Below are 19,346 nucleotides of genomic sequence, written 5' to 3'. Positions count from 1 at the left end.
ATTTCATTGTGTAAAAGAGTAAAACCATTCAAGTTTTTGACAGAAAAACACTCAAATAATCTTATTGAGCGAATATAATCATAACTGACACTACTATTTAAAAGGATTAACATGACTATTGGGCTAGTCAAAGAAAGCATGGATTTGGAATCTCGAGTGGCTTTGGTGCCTGATGATGCGGCGCTAATCACGCAAAAGGGCGTGGGGGTTTTAGTTCAAAATAGTGCGGGCGCTAATAGCGGTTATAGTAACGAAGCGTATGAAAGCGTGGGGGCTAAAATCGTGGATTCTAAAACGGCGTGGGGGCAGGATTTGGTGGTCAAATGCAAAGAGCCTTTAGAGCATGAATACCCTTTGCTCAAAGAAAAAGCGACTCTGTTTAGTTATTTGGATTTAGCGTATCAAAAAAGCTTGTGCGAAATGTTTATAGATAAAAAAATCACTTCTATTTGCACTGAAACCATTGCCGGGCCTAAAAACGACTACCCTATTTTAGCGCCTATGAGCGTGGTGGCTGGGAGGTTGGCCGCGCATTTAATCCAGCATTATTTGCTGGCTTTAGAGCATGTTAAGGGGTTTATGGGTAAGGGGGTCATGCTAGGGGGTTTATCCGGGGCGCAAAGGGCTAAAATCGTCGTAATTGGGGGCGGTGTGGTTGGCATGGAGAGCGCGAAAGTCTTAAGCCAAATGGGGGCTAAAGTAACGATTTTAGAATTAGACTACGCTAAATTACAAAACCACCCCTATTATCATCTGTATGATTTAGAAGTCTTAAGCGTGAATGAAGCCAATATCATTCAAGCCTTAAACGGGGCGGTGGGGCTAGTGGGAGCGGTGCTAGTTACAGCGAGCCAAACCCCTAAAGTGATCTTAAGAAGGCATTTAAAATACATGCAAAAACAAGGGGTAGTCATTGATGTGGCTTGCGATTTAGGGGGGTGCATAGAGACCATACGCCAAACAAGCCATTCTGACCCGGTGTATGTGGAAGAGGATTTGTTGCATTATGGCGTGCCGAACATGCCAGGGATTGTCGCTAAAACGAGTTCTACGGCTTATAGCCATGCGAGCGTGCCGTATTTGTTGTATTATTTAGAGCATGGCTTAAAAGGTTTTTTAACAGCCAACACTAAAATCGTGGCGAACACGCTTGGAGGCTTGAGCGCTTATAACGGCTACATCACCCAAGAAGGCATCGCTAAAGCGTTCAATCTGGCGTTCAAATCGCCTCTAGAGATTTTAAAGGAGCTTTGAAGCGAGCTTTAAAAAGAGCATGGCGATAAACCATGCACCTTTATGTGTGGAAATATTTCAAAAAAAAAAAACACTTTTTAATGTTATAATCTACCCTAAATCATACAAGGGGTTTTTATGGCAAAAATTGAAAGCAATGATTCTCACCTAAGGGATATTTTAAAAGACGAACTCTACTATCAAATCCCAATCTACCAACGCCCTTATCAATGGACAGAAGAAAACTGCGAAAAGCTTTTAGACGATTTGTTTTTTAATTATGAAGATGACAGAGAAAGCGATTATTTTTGCGGCTCATTAGTTTTAATTCTAATCAGTGAAGATTCTAAAAAGGCCAAAACCTATGATATTGTAGATGGCCAGCAACGCTTAAGCACTTTCATTCTGCTGGCAAAAGTTTTATCCGCTCTCTATTCTGAGCGTTTAACCGAAGAGAGCAAAGACTATTTGCAAGAAAGCTTGATCACTAAGTATGGGAAAAAAGATCGGTTGAATTTTAACGCTATGTGGTTTAATTCTAAAAAAGATTTTCAATACGCCTTAACTTCTTTCAATGATGTTCCTATAAGTAGCACTAAGAACAATTACCTAAAAAATGCGATTTGTTTAAAAAACTATCTTAGGAAAAAAGAGATTGAAGACATTAACGATTTCATTGAGTGGCTGTATTTTAGGGTCGTCTTTATCGCCATCACTTGCCCTGATGCAGACAAGGCGTTAAGGATTTTTAATGTTTTAAACGCTAGGGGTTTGGCTTTGAATGCGACGGATATTTTTAAGGGGGAATTGTTAAAACACGCTAAAGAGCATGAGCGAGAAGAATTTGTGTCTCGTTGGAATGATCTGTATCAAAAATGCTCAGACAATGATTTAAAGATAGAAACCTTATTCAGTTGGTATTTAACCTATCTCAATCCGGTAACTTCTAAAGAAAAGACGGAAAAAAGACTCGTTACTTGGTTTAACAAGCTTAACAAAACCCCTTTAGAATACCTTAAGGGCGTAGAAGATTTTTACAACGCTTATTGCGAGATATTAGAAATGCAAGACAGATACGCCTACTTGCTTTCTTATGTGGCCTCTGATTATTGGCGTGTTATTTTGTGCGCCAGTTTGTTACACCATTATAACAATCAAGACATAGAGGCTTTAAAGGAGTTGTTGGTCAAGTTTTGCTACCAACATTGGATTGCAGGGCGGACAAAACCTCAAATTAATCAAACTTGTTGCAACATCATTAATGCCCTAAAAGAAAAGAAAAGCATGGATTACATCACTTCTATTGTGAAAAAATATTTAGATGACTATAATGTATTACAACGCTTTAAGGAAAACCTAGAAGATAACAACTTGTATAAAAAACTCTACAATAAAAGACTTTCATGCCTCAAACCCATTCTCATTTTAGTGGAATATTTCATGAGCGATAACGCCAACCCCGCTTATATTAAAATGGATGACGATTTGCATGTTGAACGCATTTCGCCCGAAAATCCTGATCCTTCAAGCCAATGGGTTAAAGACTTTAGCGAAGAAGAAAGGGAATTATACACGCATTCTTTAGCCAACCTCACGCTTTTAGGGGGCAAGAAAAACACCAAAGCTTTAAGCCAAGTTTTAAACCAAGATTTCAAAGAAAAAAAAGAAATCTATATGGGGAGAACTATCGTGCTAGACAATAAGAAAACTTTTAGGGTGATGACTTGCTATGACATGACTAAAAACGATGTGTGCCACTACACAGAATGGACACCCAAAAGCTTAGAAAAAAGAAAAGAAGAGCTGATTGGAATCATTGAGAGCGTTCTAACGCTCTAGGGACGCACCCCTAGAAAGTGAACACATAATTCACATACCACGAATACACGCGCCTAAACCCTATATCCAAATTTTTCGCGGTGATATAGGGGTTTTTCTTTAGCATGGGGAATTTCACGCCCGCTTCAATGCTGGAATGCTTTAAGATCCTTAAGCGAGCCCCCACATTGAATAAAAATTGGAAAGAAGTGGCTTTTTTGCTCACCAAAGCTTGTTCCACTAAAATGCCCTCAAAGCTCGGCGTCGCCATAAGCCATGAATTGCCGGCCAATTGCACCCCACCAAAAGCCCCCAAACTCATGATGCCATTATTAATGACATTAACCATCACATCCATAGCCCCCCCATAAGTGAGCATGTTGGGTTCAAAAGTTTTGGGATCAGCGAGGCTCGTTAAACGATTGATTTCTTGTTTCCCAAGAATTTGACCCGCCAATTGCGCCACTTCGTTGTTATAGTTAGGGTTCTTAAGCCTAATGGAATTAGCGTGGGCGTAATCAAAAAACCCATAAGCGCGCAAGCCAAAGTATTTCCCAAAGAAAAACTGATACCCTAAAAGCGCGTCAAAGCCCTTGATCGTAGCGTTAGTGGCTTGTTTTTGAGAATTAATATCCGCATGCATTTGTGCTTGTCCTTGCAAATAACCCGCCCCTAAAAAAACGCCATTACCATCCATAGCTAGTAGCGCATTGACAGAAACAATCAAAGCTAACAAAGATTGAGAAAAAAATTTTTTCATGTGTGATTCCTTAACATAATGCTTACATTCTTAAAAAGAATACCCAAAAAACAATTAAAAACGATTAAAGAATGAAACATTAATAAAAATAAAAACTCCTTATGAATTTTACATAAGATGATAAAAAAGCGGCTAAAACCTCCTTTTTTAAAATTTTGTTTCAAGCTTTAAGATACAATATACGCATGAAAGATTCACATCAAACTATCGGCGTGTTTGTGCGGCCTACTCATTATCAAAACCCTCTTTTTGAAGAGCTGGAGCGAGCTAAAGAATGGGTTTTAAAGCTTTTAAAAGGTGAGGGGTTTGGAAGCTTTATGATTGATAGCCTTGATGGAGCAAAAGATGAACGATTGGTAGAAAAAGCCTATGCGTTTTTATGTTTAGGGGGCGATGGCACGATTTTAGGGGCTTTAAGAATGACGCATTCTTACAATAAGCCATGTTTTGGGGTTAGAATAGGGAATTTAGGGTTTTTGAGCGCGGTTGAATTGAACGGGTTGAAAGATTTCTTACAAGATCTCAAGCAAAACAGGATCAAATTAGAAGAGCATCTGGCTTTAGAGGGTCGTATTGGAAAAACCTCTTTTTATGCGATCAATGAAATCGTGATCGCTAAAAAAAAAGCTTTAGGGGTTTTAGACATCAAAGCGTGCGTGGGCCATACGCCCTTTAACACTTATAAAGGCGATGGGCTTATCATTGCCACGCCCCTAGGCTCAACCGCTTATAATTTGAGTGCTCATGGGCCGATTGTGCATGCCTTAAGTCAGAGCTATATTTTAACGCCCTTGTGCGATTTTTCCTTAACGCAACGCCCCCTAGTGTTAGGGGCGGAATTTTGTTTGAGTTTTTGCGCTCATGAGGACGCTCTTGTGGTCATTGATGGGCAAGCCACCTATGATTTAAAAGCCAACCAACCCCTATACATTCAAAAAAGCCCCACGACCACCAAGCTCTTACAAAAAAATTCAAGGGATTATTTTAAAGTGCTTAAAGAAAAGCTGTTATGGGGGGAAAGCCCTAGCAAAAAAAGATAAAAAAGGGTAAAAAACATGCGAGATTTCAATAACGCTCAAATCACACGCTTAAAAGTGCGTCAAAACGCCGTTTTTGAAAAGCTGGATCTGGAGTTTAAAGACGGCTTGAGCGCGATTAGTGGGGCTAGTGGGGTGGGCAAAAGCGTTCTGATTGCGAGCCTTTTAGGGGCGTTTGGGCTTAAAGAGAGCAACGCTTCAAACATTGAAGTGGAATTGATCGCGCCTTTTTTAGACACTGAAGAATACGGCATTTTTAGAGAAGATAACCACGAACCTTTAGTCATCAGCGTGATTAAAAAAGAAAAAACGCGCTATTTTTTAAACCAAACAAGCCTGTCTAAAAACACGCTCAAAGCGTTATTAAAAGGTTTGATCAAACGCTTGTCTAACGACAGATTCAGCCAAAATGAACTCAATGATACTTTAATGCTCTCCTTACTAGATGGCTATATCCAAAACGAAAACAAGGCGTTTAGTCCCCTTTTAGGCGCGCTTGAAGAAAAATTCACCCGCTTAGAAAAGCTAGAAAAAGAAAGGCGATCGTTAGAGGATAAAAAGCGTTTCCAAAAGGATTTAGAAGAACGATTGAATTTTGAAAAAATGAAATTAGAGAGGCTGGATTTAAAAGAAGATGAATACGAACGCCTTTTAGAGCAAAAAAAATTGCTCTCTAGTAAGGAAAAACTGAACGATAAAATCGCTCTGGCGTTAGAGGTGCTAGAAAATACCCACAAAATCACGCATGCTTTAGAGAGCGTGGGCCATAGCGCGGAGTTTTTAAAAAGTGCTTTATTAGAAGCGAGCGCTCTATTGGAAAAAGAGCAGGCTAAATTAGAAGAGTGCGAGCGTTTGGATATTGAAAAAGTATTAGAAAGACTTGGCATGCTAAGCGGGATCATTAAGGATTATGGGAGCATTATGCATGCTAAAGAACGATTAGTGCATGTTAAAAACGAACTGCATAACTTAAAAGAAATTGACCATCATTGCGAAACTTACCACAAAGAAATAGAGCAATTAAAAACCGAATGCTTGAAATTGTGCGAAGAAATAGGCGGCTTTAGAAAAGAGTATTTAGCCGGTTTTAACGCTCTTTTAAGCGATAAGGCTAAAGATTTGCTCTTAAAAAGCCCTAGTTTGGTTTTAGAAGAAGCCCCCATGAGCGAAAAAGGCGCTCAAAAACTCGTTTTACATTTACAAAATTCCCAATTAGAAACCTTAAGCTCCGGGGAATACAGCCGTTTGAGGTTGGCGTTCATGCTTTTAGAAATGGAGTTTTTAAAGGATTTTAAAGGCGTGTTGGTGTTAGACGAAATGGATTCCAATTTGAGCGGTGAAGAGAGTTTGGCGGTCTCTAAAGCCCTTGAAACCTTAAGCAGCCATTCGCAAATCTTTGCCATTTCGCACCAAGTCCATATCCCAGCGCTCGCTAAAAACCATATTTTGGTGTTTAAAGAAAACCACAAAAGCCTTGCAAAAACCCTTAGTAACGAAGAAAGGGTTTTAGAAATCGCGCGCATGATAGGGGGGAGCGAAAATATTGAGAGCGCGATTTCTTTCGCTAAAGAAAAATTAAAGGCGCAAGAATGAAATTTTTTCTTTTAAAGAAATTCAGCGAATTTTTAAAAGCTCAAACGCATTTTAGCCTCAAACGCTTGAGCGCGTCTAGCTTTTTATTAGAGACTTTTTCTAAAGAAAAACACGCCTTTGTTGTGGATTTGAGTGCGCCTTATATCGGTTTGTCCAAAAAACCCCCAGAGAGCGTTTTAAAAAACACCCTAGCGCTAGATTTTTGTTTGAATAAATTCACCAAAAACGCCAAAATTTTACAAGCAAACGTCATTGATAACGATCGGATTTTAGAAATCAAGGGCGCTAAAGATTTAGCTTATAAGAGTGAAAATTTTATTTTGCGTTTAGAAATGATCCCTAAAAAAGCCAACCTTATGATTTTAGATCAAGAAAAATGCGTGATAGAAGCCTTTCGTTTTAATGACAGGGTCGCTAAAAACGATATTTTAGGGGCATTGCCTCCTAATATTTACGAGCATCAAGAAGAGGATTTGGATTTTAAGGGATTGTTAGAGATTTTAGAAAAAGATTTTTTATCCTATCAGCATAAAGAATTAGAACACAAGAAAAATCAAATCATCAAGCGATTAAACGCCCAAAAAGAACGCTTGAAAGAAAAATTAGAAAAACTAGAAGATCCTAAAAATTTACAATTGGAAGCGAAAGAATTGCAAACTCAAGCCTCATTGTTGCTCACTTACCAGCATTTAATCCATAAGCATGAAAGTTGCGTGGTTTTAAAGGATTTTGAAGATAAGGAATGCGCGATTGAAATTGATAAAAGCATGCCCTTAAACGCCTTTATCAATAAAAAATTCACTCTCAGCAAGAAAAAGAAACAAAAATCGCAATTCTTGTATTTAGAAGAAGAGAATTTGAAAGAAAAAATCGCTTTTAAAGAAAATCAAATCAACTATGTTAGAGACGCTACAGAAGAAAGCGTTTTAGAAATGTTTATGCCGGTCAAACATCCTAAAATCAAACGCCCGATGAGCGGGTATGAAGTGCTGTATTATAAGGATTTTAAAATCGGTTTAGGGAAAAACCAAAAAGAGAACATCAAACTCTTACAAGACGCAAGGGCGAATGATTTGTGGATGCATGTGCGAGGTATTCCTGGATCGCATTTGATCGTTTTTTGCCAAAAGAATACGCCCAAAGATGAGATCATTTTAGAATTAGCCAAAATGTTGATTAAAATGCAAAAAGATGCGTTTAATGGTTACGAAATTGACTACACGCAACGAAAATTTGTCAAAATCATCAAAGGAGCTAATGTCATTTACTCAAAATACCGAACTATTAGTCTAAAGGACACTTAAACACTTAAGGAGGTTAGCATGGGTGTTTCCGCTTTAGGCAATGTAACTTATATCAATCAAAACGCTCCTTTAAATTCTGCTATCCAACAGGGTGCAAGAAGTGATATGCTGGATTTAGCGCAAAGCTTTCAAAGCAAGCTTGAATTAGCCCAAGAAACAAGGGCGTTAGAAAACATGCAAGCTATTAGCGATAAGGACTCTAAAGAAGGTTCCAAAAACCGCTATCCAAACAGCCGAAGGGCTAAGGCGTTTGGCTTGGAAGAAGAAGAAATTGAATTGTGGCATGAAGAACATTTGCTGGATATTGTGGGGTAGGGTGTCGCGAATAACCCCTATCCTTTCATGAGTTTAAAATAAAATAATCAAGTCTCCGTTTTTTAAACATTAAAAGATTTTAGCTATCAATATCAATCACAATAGAATCTTATATTTTTAACAAAAGGGAATGCGTCATGTTAAGGGGTGTCAAAAAAGCGGTTTTTAGGGTTTTGTGTTTGGGGGCGTTGTGTTTAGGGGGGTTAATGGCAGAGTCAAACCCTAAAGAGCTTATATTTTCAGGTATCACTATTTACACGGATAAAGATTTCACTAGGGCTAAGGAATACTTTGAAAAAGCTTGTAGATTAAACGATGCTGATGGTTGCGCGATCTTAAGAGAGGCTTATTCTAAAGTCATCCTAAAAGGAAGTGCAAGAGAAAGCATTGAAAAAGCTCTTGAACACACCGCTACTGCTAAAGCTTGCAAATCAAACGATGCTGAAAAATGCAAGGACTTAGCAGAGTTTTATTTTAATGCAAACGATCTTAAAAATGCTTTAGAATATTACTCTAAATCTTGTAAGTTAAATAATGTTGAGGGGTGTATGCTGTCAGCAACTTTTTATAACGATATGATAAAGGGTTTGAAAAAAGATAAAAAAGATCTAGAATATTATTCTAAAGCTTGCGAGTTAAACTATGGCGATGGCTGTGCGATTTTAGGGGATATTTATCATAATGGTGAAGGCGTAACACAAAATTTTAAAAAAGCTTTCAAATATTACTCTAAAGCTTGCGAGTTGAATAATGGTGAAGGGTGTTCTAAATTAGGAGGGGATTATTTTCTTGGTGAAAGCGTAACGCAAGATCTTAAAAAAGCTTTTGGATATTACTCTAAAGCTTGCGAATTAAACGAAGCTCTAACATGCACGCTTGTAGGAGAGTTTTATCGTGATGGTGAAGGCGTAACAAAGGATCTTAAAAAAGCTTTTGAATATTCTGCCAAAGCTTGTGAATTGAACGACGCTAAAGGGTGTTACGCTCTAGCAGCGTTTTATAATGAGGGTAAAGGCGTAGCAAAGGATGAAAAGCAAACGACAGAAAACCTTGAAAAGAGTTGCAAGCTAGGATTAAAAGAAGCATGCGATATTCTCAAAGAACAAAAACAATAAAATCCTAGCCCTATTAAATCCCATTAAACAGCTTTCGTTTAACTGGTTGCTTTTATGATATCTAACAAGCCCTTTGTCCTCTCAAAAAGAGAAAATGGCGATGGAATCTCTTGGTATTTGGATCTTGGGGGTCTTTTGATCAAAGTGTTAGCGCATTTGGAAAAATCAATCAAATCCATCGTCGTTTTGATGTAGCTGGGCAAGTTTAATAGGCATATTTCAAAGAGTTTATAGCTCGCTAAAGCGTCCGCATAGGCTCTGTGGCTGACTTCTATGCCAAACCCTAAAAGCTCTTTTAAAAAACTCAAAGAATAACGCATGGACAAAATGGCGCGTTTGGATAAATCCAAAGTGCAAAGCTTTAAATTCAATAAGGGGCAATGCAATTTTTCCACAAAATAACGCCCTAAAAAGTTGTAATCAAAATTAGCGTTGTGGGCCACAAACACGCTATTGCCTAAAAAAATACGCAATTCTTGTAAGGCTTCATGCGCGCTTGGGGCGTTTAGGGTGTCTTCATAAGTGATGCCTGTAAGCTCAGCGATATAATCAGGCACGCTTTTGACTTTCACAAGGGTTTCAAAACGATTGATAATTTCCCCCCCCTTCACTTGCACGGCCCCGATTTCTAAAATCTCATGTTTTAGGGGGCAAGAGCCGGTGGTCTCTAAATCAATAAAGGAAAAAACCTCATCTTTAAGGGGGGTTTTAAGGTTTTTGAGCGTGATTAAATTTTCGCTCGTTTCTACGAAATTAAGCCCACACGCTTTTAAATATTCCAAATTGATTTCATCATAAATAAGGCGAGAGAGCGATTTTTCTAGCATGCCCAAGCTTAAATCCTGGTGCTTTAAGCGAGCGATTAGGGCTTGAATATCTTTATGCAAGAGGCTGTCTAGCATTCTGTAAGCCTTCAATAGCTAGCTTACGATCTTTGGATTTAAAAATATAACTCCCTGAAACCACCACATCCACGCCCGCTTGTTGGAGTTCAAAGATATTTTTATCATTCACGCCCCCATCCACTTCTAAAAGACAGCTAGGGTTGTAGCGTTTGATCAATTCCTTGACTTTCAGGCATTTTTCTAGCACCAGATCTAAAAACTTCTGCCCGCCAAAGCCCGGATTCACGCTCATTAAAAGCACTAGCCCCACGCTTTCTAGCAAGTATTTAACGCTTTCTTCATGCGTGTGGGGGTTTAGGACAATGCCTGGCGTGATGCCTGAATTTCTAATGAGTTGCAACACCCTGTGGGGGTGCTTTTCATTTTCTGCATGAATGCTGATGATTTGCGGGTTTAAAGGAGCGAATAATCCCACAAAAAAGCTCGCATTTTCTACCATTAAATGCACGTCTAAAGGCACTTGGCTCATTTGAGTAACATTCTCTAAAACCACAGGCCCCATCGTTAAATTAGGCACATAATGCCCATCCATCACATCCACATGCAAAAAATCAGCGTTACTCACGCTCTCTATCTCTTTGGCTAAATGCATAAAATCAGCGCTCAAAAGGCTCGGGGCTACTTTCAAAATACTTCCCTATTTCCAATGTTTTAAAGTAAAATATTAGCATCTTTAATCAAATCATAAAAGGGTTTTTATGGATTACAAACATTTTAAAGGCAAGCATGCAAACATCGTTATAGAAATCATCAGTCTTTTAGAAAAAGGGGTTAAAAAAGCCCAAGAAATTTTAGAAAAGCCAGACGCTGGGAGTTACACTAAGCTAGAAAACAGCAGCGGTGATACGCCTATTAAAGCGGATTTAGCCCTAGACAAATTTTTAGAAGAAAATTTTTTGAGTTTAGAAAACATCAAAAGCGTTTTTAGCGAAGAAAAAGAAACGCCTGTTACTAAAGAAAACGGCTCTTATTTGATCGCTTATGATCCACTAGACGGGAGTTCAGTGATGGAGGCGAATTTCTTAGTAGGCACGATTATAGGGATTTATGAAAAGGATTATAAGGCGCAAAATCTAGTCGCAAGCCTTTATGTGGTTTTTGGGCATAAAATAGAATTAGTGGTGGCTTTAGAAGAAGTTTATCGTTACGCTTTTTATCAAAACAAGTTCCATTTTATAGAAACCATCGTTTTAGAAAATAAGGGTAAAATCGTCGCTAGCGGAGGCAATCAAAAGGATTTTTCTTTGGGCTTAAAAAAGGCTTTAGAAGAGTTTTTTGCAGAAAATTACCGCTTACGATACTCAGGATCTATGGTGGCTGATGTCCATCATGTGTTGGTTAAAAAGGGCGGAATGTTTTCCTACCCACAAAAGAAATTGCGAAAGCTTTTTGAAGTCTTTCCTTTAGCCTTGATCATTGAAAAAGCTAAAGGGGAAGCGTTTTATTTTGATAAGGGGGTTAAAAAGCGTTTGCTAGAGCAAAGCGTAGAAAATTACCATGAAAAAAGCGAATGCTATTTAGCTAGTCCGCATGAAGCTCAAATTTTAGAAAAATATTTAAAGGGAGAATGATGCAAAATAGCGCTAAAAAATTAGAATATGAAGAGCGTTTCAATGACGCTCTTTTGAAATTGCAAGCATGCCAAGAGGAAAAGCAAGTAACAAGCTGCTTGAAATGCGAGAAGGTTTTAAAATGCGAGATCCGCAACAGCTATGTGGATGCGGCTTATGAAAGCATGAGTTTAGGCGAAGCGGGCGGGTTTGATTTCAATTAAAATGGGATTAAAATGGCTAGTAATGCTCTCTTGCAAAAGAATTTAGACGCTTTTTACACCCACCCCAAAATCGCGCGATTTTGCTTGGATTCATTAAGAGAACTCATCGTTCAAAATCTAGGGCTAGACTTAAACGCATTCCATTTTTTAGAGCCAAGTGCAGGGAGTGGGAGCTTTGTTGATGCATTAAAAGAATTAGGGATTGCTGATTGTCTTGCCCTTGATATTGCCCCTAAAGCTCAAGGCATTCAAAAAAAAGATTATTTGTTGGAATTGATTGAGTTTAACAAAAAGCGTATTATTATTGGCAACCCTCCTTTTGGGCATAGAGGGAAATTAGCCCTAGATTTTTTAAACAAATCTTTAAACGAAGTGCCTATTGTAGCGTTTATTTTGCCCAATTTATTCAAACGCTATTCCATTCAAAAACACATTGATAAGCGTGCAAAATTGGTTTTAAACGCCCCTTTAGAGAAAAACGCTTTTATTTTTAATGAACGGCCCTATGATGTGAAATGCGTTTTTCAAATCTATATGCATAAAAATATCGCCCTAAATCTTAAAGACGAGCGCATCATTGCACCCCCAAAAATCCGCCATAGTGACTTTATTACTTACATTCATAACAACACGCCACACACCCTTAAATATTTCAACAAAGAAAAATACCAATGGGATTTTGCGGTGGTGAGACAAGGCTTTTATGATTACAACGAAAAGATCACCAATGCAAATTTACTGATTAAAAACCGACAATATTTTTTCATCAAAGCCCATTCTAAAGAAGCTTTAATGATTATCCATAAAATTGATTTCAACAAACTCGCTCATAAAAACACGCAAGTTTTAGGGTTTTCTACTTATGATTTTGTGGAAGAATATTGCAAATTAAAGGAAATGCATGCTTGAAAAAGTGTTTCAAGAAATTACCAATAAAAGAAAGTTTTTTGCAAGTTCTAGCACAGGGGAGCAGTTTGAAAACCAATTTAGGAATGAATTAAAAAAACACTTTAGCGAAATCAACGGCGATTTAACAGAAAAATTAAGCCATATTGAAGAAAAGCCTAATAAGGAAATCAAAACCGCTTTTAACCAACTCAAAAAGCAAGTTTTAGAAAAAAACCACCCACACACCCTTAAAAACCCTTTTTCAAACCTTACAAGCCATTTTTTATACCAACCTTTTGGCTCACAAAATTACCCTGATTTTTTGGTTTTTATTTTTGATCATGTGGTGGGGATTGAAATCAAGTTTTCTAAAAACGATAAGGGTGAAAAAAACCTTCAAACATCTCGCCCCATGTGGAATTCAAACCTGCCTAAACCCAATGCGATTTATGTGTATGGAGTCGCTAATGCAAACATCACTTTTTTTAAAGGATCAGATATTTTGAGTTATGAAACCAGAGAAGTCTTACTCAAGTATTTTGATACTTTAGATAAAGATGAAGAAAGTTTGAAAAACGCCTTAAAGGATTTAGAAAACCCTTTTGGGTTTGCCCCCTACATCAGAAAAGCTTATGAGCATAAAAAGGAATTTTCTAACCACCACCAGATTGAAAGCTTCTTTTCGCATAATCACATTTTAAGAGAACAGAATGTCTTGGAATTTTTGAAAACACTCACTCATTAGCATGTTTATTGCCCATTTATCTATTTCTTGTAGAACACGAGTTTATTTTTAATATAAAGAAATTGATGATCAGTCTCATAGAAAAAGCCCCTTACATGCTCTCCTCCCCCTTTTTTAATTCAATGCACTTCGCTCCAAACTTTTCTTTTCCACGCATAAGCCAAGAACGACAGCACCGCAAAGAAAATCATGATCTTAATCCCTAAAGTATTCCTTTCATGCTTTTTCCTATCGCCCGCTTTTTCCAAATAAGAAATGACTTGTTTTTGAGCTTTTTCATTCAATCCCACTCTAGGCATGGCCGTGCCAGGCAAAAGCTTTTGCGGATCGTTGATGAAAACATTCAAGCCATGTTCGCCCTTAGCCCTAATCATCATGGACAAATCAGGCGCATGAGAGCCTAAATAATTGGCCAAATCTTTAGGATCACTAAAGGCCTTGTCTTTAGCGTAATCCAAGCTATGACACCTTTGACAGCTTTGAGCAAACACTTCCTTATCGCTCAAACTTTTAGGCAAAATAGAAGTGAGATACGCCACAATATCGCTCAAATCTTGATCGCTAAATTGAGAAAACGCCGGCATAGGATAGGGCCTTTCATCGTTGAATTTATGGCTCAATTTCGCCGTTTTCACAGGGTCTTTGATGAAGTGGGCTAAGAAATTCGCGTTCAAAACCCCCGCCACATGGCTTAAATCCGGTGGCACGACCCCAAAAGAGTTGCTCGCGCTAAGGCTGTCCATAGGGGCTGGAATGTTTTGGGATTTAATGCCATGGCAAGCGGTGCAATTTTCGGCTACAAGCTGTTTACCCTTATTAGCGTCGCCATTTTTTAAATCCATCGGCTCTAAATCCTTGAAAGCAAAATCCGCCGGAGCGACTTTAGGGTGCATCACCGAATGCGCATAAGGCTCAACCCCATAATAAATCACGCCTATCACCACAATAAGGATGATTAAAATCTTAAATTCTTTCATCTAACACCCCCTTGTTTCTTGCTCTCAGCGATAGTGATAATGGGCAATACCACAAAGAAAAGGGCTAAAAAAGTGATTGAACCCGCTAAACCAATGTATTTACCAATCCCAAGCGGAGGCAATTTACCATAGATCGTTAAAACAATCATATCAATGATTAAAAGCCAAAACCACGCCTCAAACGCAGGCCGTTTGTGTGCAGGAGCGACGACTGGGCTTCTGTCTAAAAAGGGCAGTAAGAAAAAGATCACTTGCGCCACGCCAAAAGCCATTAGCCCTAAATCAGCGCTAAAGAAAAAGCCCCTTAAGACTTCATAGCTCCACAAGAAATACCATTCAGGGTAAATGTGAGGCGGCGTTTTAAGGCTGTTAGCCCTTTCAAAGTTGATAGGATCCATCGCAAAATCATAGTGGTAACACACCAAGTAAAAGAAAAAGACCATGAACGCGCAAACCACAAAAATATCTTTAGACAAGAACACCGGCCAAAAAGGAATGACTTTGGATTCTTTTTTCTTGCCTTCAATGAATTTCTTTTCTTCCAATTCAAAGTCAATTTCTTCGCCTTCTTGGTTATTGACATGCGGGATGCGTAAAGAATAAAAATGCACCCCAACAAGTAGAATGATCGCAATGGGCAGTAAAAACACATGGAGCATGAAAAAGCGCGTTAAAGTGGAATCAGCCACAACATAATTGCCCCTAATCCACTCCACCACATCAGCCCCAATGAAAGGAATGCCTCCAAATAAATTGGTGATAACCGCTGCGGCCCAATAACTCATCTGCCCCCAAGGCAGCATATACCCGCTAAAGGCTTCCGCGCTAAAGACCACAAACAAAATCATCCCGCTAATCCAAATCATCTCACGACCCTTTTTGTAAGAGCCATAATAGATGCCAACAAACATGTGGATATAAATGATGACAAAAATCATGCTCGCTGCCGTGGCATGCATGTGGCGCCAAAGCCAGCCATAAGCCACTTCTTGCATGATGGTGAAATTCACGCTATCAAACGCCATTTTCGCATCAGGCTTGTAATACATGAGCAAGAAAATCCCTGAGACCACAAGCACGCCAAAAAGGGTCAATAAGATCACCCCCATCGCCCATAAAAAATTGATGTTTTTAGGGATCCAATATTCTGTCATTAGCACTTTAACAAGCTTGTTAGTGCCAAGACGCATGTCCAGCCATTCGCCTAAATTCTTCGCTTTTTTTATCTCTGCCATGGAACTCTCCTTACGCTTTAGCCATCATTTTCTTGTATTCAGCCCCGGCTTCACCAAAAGTGATTTTAGTGCCTTCAATTTTAAAAGGCGGGATATCAAAAGGGCGTGGAGGGGGGGTGCCGGCAATATTCACGCCATCAGCCGTGAAACGCCCCCCATGGCATGGGCATAAAAAGCCTTTTTCTTCATCTTGATAAGTGGGGATACACCCTAAATGCGTGCAAATTTGAATGGCTGTGGTAAAAACGCTCTCGCCAACTTTAAAATCGCGCTTTTCATTAAAGCCCTCTTTTTTAGAACGCTTGAGGATATAGACCGGTTTCCCACGCCATTCCACGGTGGAAAACTGCCCTTCTTGCATGTTCGCCACATCTATGGTCGTAAAACCGGCTGAAACAACGCTTGGAAGCGGATCCCAAGTCTTTTTCATCGCTACCAGACTCGCTATCGCCCCTATAGCTGTAACGCTAGCAAGGCTCATTCCTAAAAAATCACGCCTTTGAATATCTGCCATGATTAAAAAACTCCTTAATGATAATTACCTTTTAACGACTAAAGGCCTAGCAAATCCCTATTCTACAACAAACTCTCTTAATAATCTTTTTAAAATAACAAATTGAGGCTAAAATCAAACGCTTTTAACGCCGCTTTAAAGAAATTTGAGTGCGCAAATGTTTCAAAAGGGTTTCTAAAATATCGTTATCGTCTTTGCTTGGGGCTTTCAGGCTTTCTTTCTTCTCATCACCATAAGTGATGGTGATGTTTTGATTGAAATTAGAAAGTTTAATGATGCCAAGCTGGTTGGCTAGAATTTTAAGCGTAATGATTTGCAAAAATTGAGCGCTCAAATCGTCTGTTTTGCCAAATCTGTCTTCTATTTCTTCATGGATTTGCCCCACCTCATCTGTATTTTCACACAAACTCAAACGGCGGTATAAATCCAACCTCAAACTATCGCTTGCAATGAGTTCAGGGTTTAAAAAAGCGCTCACGCCAAGTTGGATCTCTACGCTTTTTTCAAGCCTTTTCTTCCCCCCACTCAATTCATAAATCGCGTCTTCAAGCATGCGCGTATAGAGCGCATAACCGATATTTTTAATATGCCCGCTCTGATCTTGCCCAAGCAAATTCCCTCCCCCCCTGATTTCTAAATCATGATAAGCGATACTCTCCCCACTGCCCAAATACGAATTTTTTTCCAAAGCGAGCAAGCGTTTTAGGGCCTGTTCGTTCAAACTTTTTTGATCTTCTATGAGGAAATAGCAAAAGCCTTCTTTTTTGCCTCTCCCCACACGCCCTCTTAATTGGTGCAAATCAGCCAGCCCGAAATTTTGCGCATTATCTATAATAATCGTGTTAGCGTTAGGCAAATGAATCCCTGATTCCACAATAGAAGTGCATAATAAAACCTGATAGTTCCCCTTAGCAAACTCTAGCATGATTTCTTCGCTCTCACTAGCGTTAATCTGGGAATGCAAAATAGCGATTTTGAGTTTAGGGATTAAACCTTCTAGCTTGGTTTTGACTTTTGAAATGCTAGCGATGTGGTTATGGATGTAAAAAATTTGCCCGTTACGGCGTAATTCTCTGTAAATAATCTCTTTTAAGAGTTCGTCATTTTTTTCTTTCAAAAAAGTGCGGCTGGGTTTTCTGTCTGTGGGCGGGGTTTTTAAAGAGCTAATGCCTTTAATTTGAGAGAGCGCCATATTTAGAGTGCGCGGGATAGGCGTAGCGGACATGCTTAAAAAATGCACGCTTTTACTCAATTCTTTTAAAGCTTCTTTTTGTTTCACGCCAAATTTATGCTCTTCATCTACGACCATTAAGCCCAAGTTTTTAAACTTCGCGCCTAAAATCGCATGCGTGCCTATTAGCGCATCAACTAGCCCTAATTCCACCGCCTTTAAAAGCTTGTTTTTTTCGCTGGTTTTAATATACCTGTCCAAACGAGCCACTTTAACGCCAAAATTTTCAAAACGCGCCCTTAAAGTCTCAAAATGCTGGTGCGCTAATAAAGTAGTAGGCACGACTAGAACGCTTTGAAAGCCGTTTAAAAACGCGCAAAAAATCGCATGCATCGCCACTTCTGTTTTCCCAAAACCCACATCCCCACTCAAAAGTCTGTCCATCACCCTGTGAGAGCTTAAATCCCTTGAAATTTCAGCGATAGCCTTTTCTTGATCGCTGGTGTATTCAAACCCCGCATGCGATTTAAAGACTTCCAACTCCGCTAAATGCACATCCATCTTTTTACCCAAAATTAAATTGCGTTCAGCCGCTAATTCAATGATCTTTCCCGCAATCTCTAAAAGCTTAGTCCTGACTTTAGCTTTTAGTTTGAGGAAACTCCCTTTCCCTAGCCGGTCTTTAGCTGGCACGCTATCGCTTTGCGCCACATAGCGAGCGATGAGATGCAGGTTTTCTACCGGTAATAGCAGTTTGTCTTCGCCCAAATAAGCGATTTCTAAAAAATCCCTCTTGCTCCCTAAAACGCTGTGTTGGACTAATTGAGAAAACACGCCCACCCCATAATCATCATGCACCACCCATTCACCCGGATTCAACTCGTTCAAAGCGAGCTTGGATTTTCTATGCTTTTTCTTCCTTTCAAAGGAATTGAGCGAGATAAAAATCCCATCAGGGGTTTTAAAATTTAACACAAAGGGGGCGATGACGCATTCCATGCTGCTTCTTTCAAGCGTGCTTATTGCGTTGTCTAAAATCGTTTTATTAGGGGCTAGGAGCGTGATTTTATGGTGCGAATGCAAAGCGATAAAGCCTTCTAGGGCATGCGCATGGATTTCTAAATCTTCATAGCCTTGCGCGTTTTCTAAAACCTTTAAAAATTTGAAACGCTCATCATCCAATTCGTTTAAGCTCGCTAATTCTTGAATTTCTTCTAAAGCTCTAGGGCTTATGATGCTTTGATAAACGCCCAATAAATCGTTTGCTTTTTCTCCTAAAAACCACAAACCAAAACTGGTTAAATCTTTAGAAAAGCTATTTAAGGGGCTTTGTTCCACTTTTGTTTTTAGATCCTTATAAGATGATTCGTCCAAGCTAAAAAGCGTGGGGGGGATTTCAATTTCTAACAAATCTTCTTTGAGACTCATTTGAGTGGTGGGATCCAATTCCTTGATGCTCTCACATTCCGTGTCAAAAAAACTCAAGCGATACGCCTTAGAATTAGGTATATAAATATCCACAATATCCCCCCTAAAGCTCGCTTCGCCCTCCACTTCCACTAAGTCTAAAATTTCATAGCCATAATAAAAGAGTTTGTCTTTCAAATCCTTAAGGTTATATTTTTCTAAAAGAGTGATTTTAAAGCTCTCTAAAAGTTCTTTTTTAGGTAAAGGGTGCAATAAAGCGCTAATAGGGGCAATGATGATCGCTTCTTGTTTGTTTTCTAAGGCCTGATAAAACTCCCTCAAAGCCCCTAAAAGCTGTAAAAATTCTTCAAAAAATGAACGCAAATCGTCGTTTTTTTTAGCCCTAAACTCTGGGAAAAGAATGGCTTTGGTATTTGGTTTAACATAGCTTATGACTTCTTTAGCGAGCTTGGATTCTTTAAAATCCTTACAAGCGAGTATTTGATAATCAAAGCCTTCATTTAAGGCTTTATAAAGGCTAGATTGGATCATTCC

The 19,346-nt window shown here is 39.0% G+C and carries 18 protein-coding genes; 11 read left to right on the top strand and 7 right to left on the bottom strand.

Going from position 1 to position 19,346, the window contains the following annotated elements:
• Positions 1-111 precede the first annotated feature (111 nt).
• Together IC572_RS04180 and IC572_RS04175 are read left to right on the top strand one after the other, a co-directional pair.
• Positions 112-1,254, top strand: coding sequence for an alanine dehydrogenase (locus tag IC572_RS04180; protein ID WP_187855171.1), 1,143 nt, complete (start codon positions 112-114; stop codon positions 1,252-1,254).
• 117 nt (positions 1,255-1,371) lie between these two features.
• The gene (locus tag IC572_RS04175) at positions 1,372-3,072 is read left to right on the top strand and encodes a DUF262 domain-containing protein (RefSeq protein WP_187855170.1); all 1,701 of its coding nucleotides are present in this window, start codon (positions 1,372-1,374) and stop codon (positions 3,070-3,072) included.
• Positions 3,073-3,082: 10 nt separating this feature from the next.
• On the opposite strand, the gene IC572_RS04170 is transcribed toward IC572_RS04175, so the two are convergent.
• A complete protein-coding gene (locus tag IC572_RS04170) occupies positions 3,083-3,811 on the bottom strand; it encodes an outer membrane protein (RefSeq protein WP_187855169.1) in 729 nt (242 codons plus the stop codon).
• Between the two features lie 185 nt (positions 3,812-3,996).
• On the opposite strand from IC572_RS04170, the gene IC572_RS04165 reads away from it, so the two are divergent.
• The 5 genes from IC572_RS04165 (at position 3,997) to hcpG (ending at position 9,175) form a co-directional block, all read left to right on the top strand.
• A complete protein-coding gene (locus tag IC572_RS04165) occupies positions 3,997-4,851 on the top strand; it encodes an NAD(+)/NADH kinase (protein WP_187855168.1) in 855 nt (284 codons plus the stop codon).
• Between the two features lie 15 nt (positions 4,852-4,866).
• Complete coding sequence (locus IC572_RS04160; RefSeq protein ID WP_187855167.1) at positions 4,867-6,441, top strand: DNA repair protein RecN; 1,575 nt, start codon at positions 4,867-4,869, stop codon at positions 6,439-6,441.
• Positions 6,438-7,745, top strand: coding sequence for an NFACT family protein (locus IC572_RS04155; RefSeq protein ID WP_187855166.1), 1,308 nt, complete (start codon positions 6,438-6,440; stop codon positions 7,743-7,745). The genes IC572_RS04160 and IC572_RS04155 overlap by 4 nt, the downstream gene beginning before the upstream one ends.
• Before the next feature lie 18 nt (positions 7,746-7,763).
• Complete coding sequence (locus IC572_RS04150) at positions 7,764-8,060, top strand: hypothetical protein (RefSeq protein WP_077232570.1); 297 nt, start codon at positions 7,764-7,766, stop codon at positions 8,058-8,060.
• A gap of 137 nt (positions 8,061-8,197) precedes the next feature.
• A complete protein-coding gene (hcpG, locus tag IC572_RS04145; RefSeq protein WP_000943874.1) occupies positions 8,198-9,175 on the top strand; it encodes a Sel1-like repeat protein HcpG in 978 nt (325 codons plus the stop codon).
• Between the two features lie 38 nt (positions 9,176-9,213).
• Here the strand turns inward: hcpG and IC572_RS04140 are convergent, their stop codons facing one another.
• Positions 9,214-10,077 (bottom strand): 3'-5' exonuclease, encoded by an 864-nt coding sequence (locus IC572_RS04140; protein ID WP_187855165.1) that lies wholly within the window; start codon positions 10,075-10,077, stop codon positions 9,214-9,216.
• On the bottom strand, positions 10,055-10,708 hold the full coding sequence (rpe, locus tag IC572_RS04135; protein WP_187855164.1) for a ribulose-phosphate 3-epimerase: 654 nt from the start codon (positions 10,706-10,708) through the stop codon (positions 10,055-10,057). The genes IC572_RS04140 and rpe overlap by 23 nt, the downstream gene beginning before the upstream one ends.
• A 70-nt stretch (positions 10,709-10,778) precedes the next feature.
• On the opposite strand from rpe, the gene IC572_RS04130 reads away from it, so the two are divergent.
• Genes IC572_RS04130 through IC572_RS04115 form a run of 4 tightly spaced genes read left to right on the top strand, consistent with a single transcriptional unit; the run spans position 10,779 to position 13,487 of the window.
• Complete coding sequence (locus tag IC572_RS04130; protein ID WP_187855163.1) at positions 10,779-11,651, top strand: class 1 fructose-bisphosphatase; 873 nt, start codon at positions 10,779-10,781, stop codon at positions 11,649-11,651.
• Positions 11,651-11,854, top strand: coding sequence for a hypothetical protein (locus IC572_RS04125; protein ID WP_001887733.1), 204 nt, complete (start codon positions 11,651-11,653; stop codon positions 11,852-11,854). Before IC572_RS04130 ends, IC572_RS04125 begins: the two co-directional genes overlap by 1 nt.
• 12 nt (positions 11,855-11,866) lie before the next feature.
• Positions 11,867-12,763, top strand: a complete 897-nt coding sequence (locus tag IC572_RS04120) for an SAM-dependent methyltransferase (RefSeq protein WP_187855162.1) — start codon at positions 11,867-11,869, stop codon at positions 12,761-12,763.
• A complete protein-coding gene (locus tag IC572_RS04115) occupies positions 12,756-13,487 on the top strand; it encodes a type II restriction endonuclease (protein ID WP_187855161.1) in 732 nt (243 codons plus the stop codon). Before IC572_RS04120 ends, IC572_RS04115 begins: the two co-directional genes overlap by 8 nt.
• 119 nt (positions 13,488-13,606) lie before the next feature.
• Here IC572_RS04115 and IC572_RS04110 read toward each other — a convergent pair whose 3' ends face one another.
• The 4 genes from IC572_RS04110 to mfd form a co-directional block, all read right to left on the bottom strand.
• Positions 13,607-14,464 (bottom strand): cytochrome c1, encoded by an 858-nt coding sequence (locus tag IC572_RS04110; protein ID WP_187855160.1) that lies wholly within the window; start codon positions 14,462-14,464, stop codon positions 13,607-13,609.
• Positions 14,461-15,699: a cytochrome b gene (locus IC572_RS04105; RefSeq protein ID WP_000807881.1), complete on the bottom strand. Its 1,239-nt coding sequence runs from the start codon at positions 15,697-15,699 to the stop codon at positions 14,461-14,463. Before IC572_RS04105 ends, IC572_RS04110 begins: the two co-directional genes overlap by 4 nt.
• Positions 15,700-15,709: 10 nt before the next feature.
• Positions 15,710-16,213, bottom strand: a complete 504-nt coding sequence (locus tag IC572_RS04100) for a ubiquinol-cytochrome c reductase iron-sulfur subunit (RefSeq protein ID WP_000763652.1) — start codon at positions 16,211-16,213, stop codon at positions 15,710-15,712.
• Positions 16,214-16,337: 124 nt separating this feature from the next.
• Positions 16,338-19,343 (bottom strand): transcription-repair coupling factor, encoded by a 3,006-nt coding sequence (gene mfd, locus IC572_RS04095; RefSeq protein ID WP_187855159.1) that lies wholly within the window; start codon positions 19,341-19,343, stop codon positions 16,338-16,340.
• Positions 19,344-19,346 lie beyond the last annotated feature (3 nt).

This window comes from Helicobacter pylori (genome assembly GCF_014496485.1).
Classification (GTDB): domain Bacteria; phylum Campylobacterota; class Campylobacteria; order Campylobacterales; family Helicobacteraceae; genus Helicobacter; species Helicobacter pylori_DD.
The sequence above is the reverse complement of the archived record's forward strand: the minus strand, read 5'-3'. Positions and strand labels throughout refer to the sequence as shown.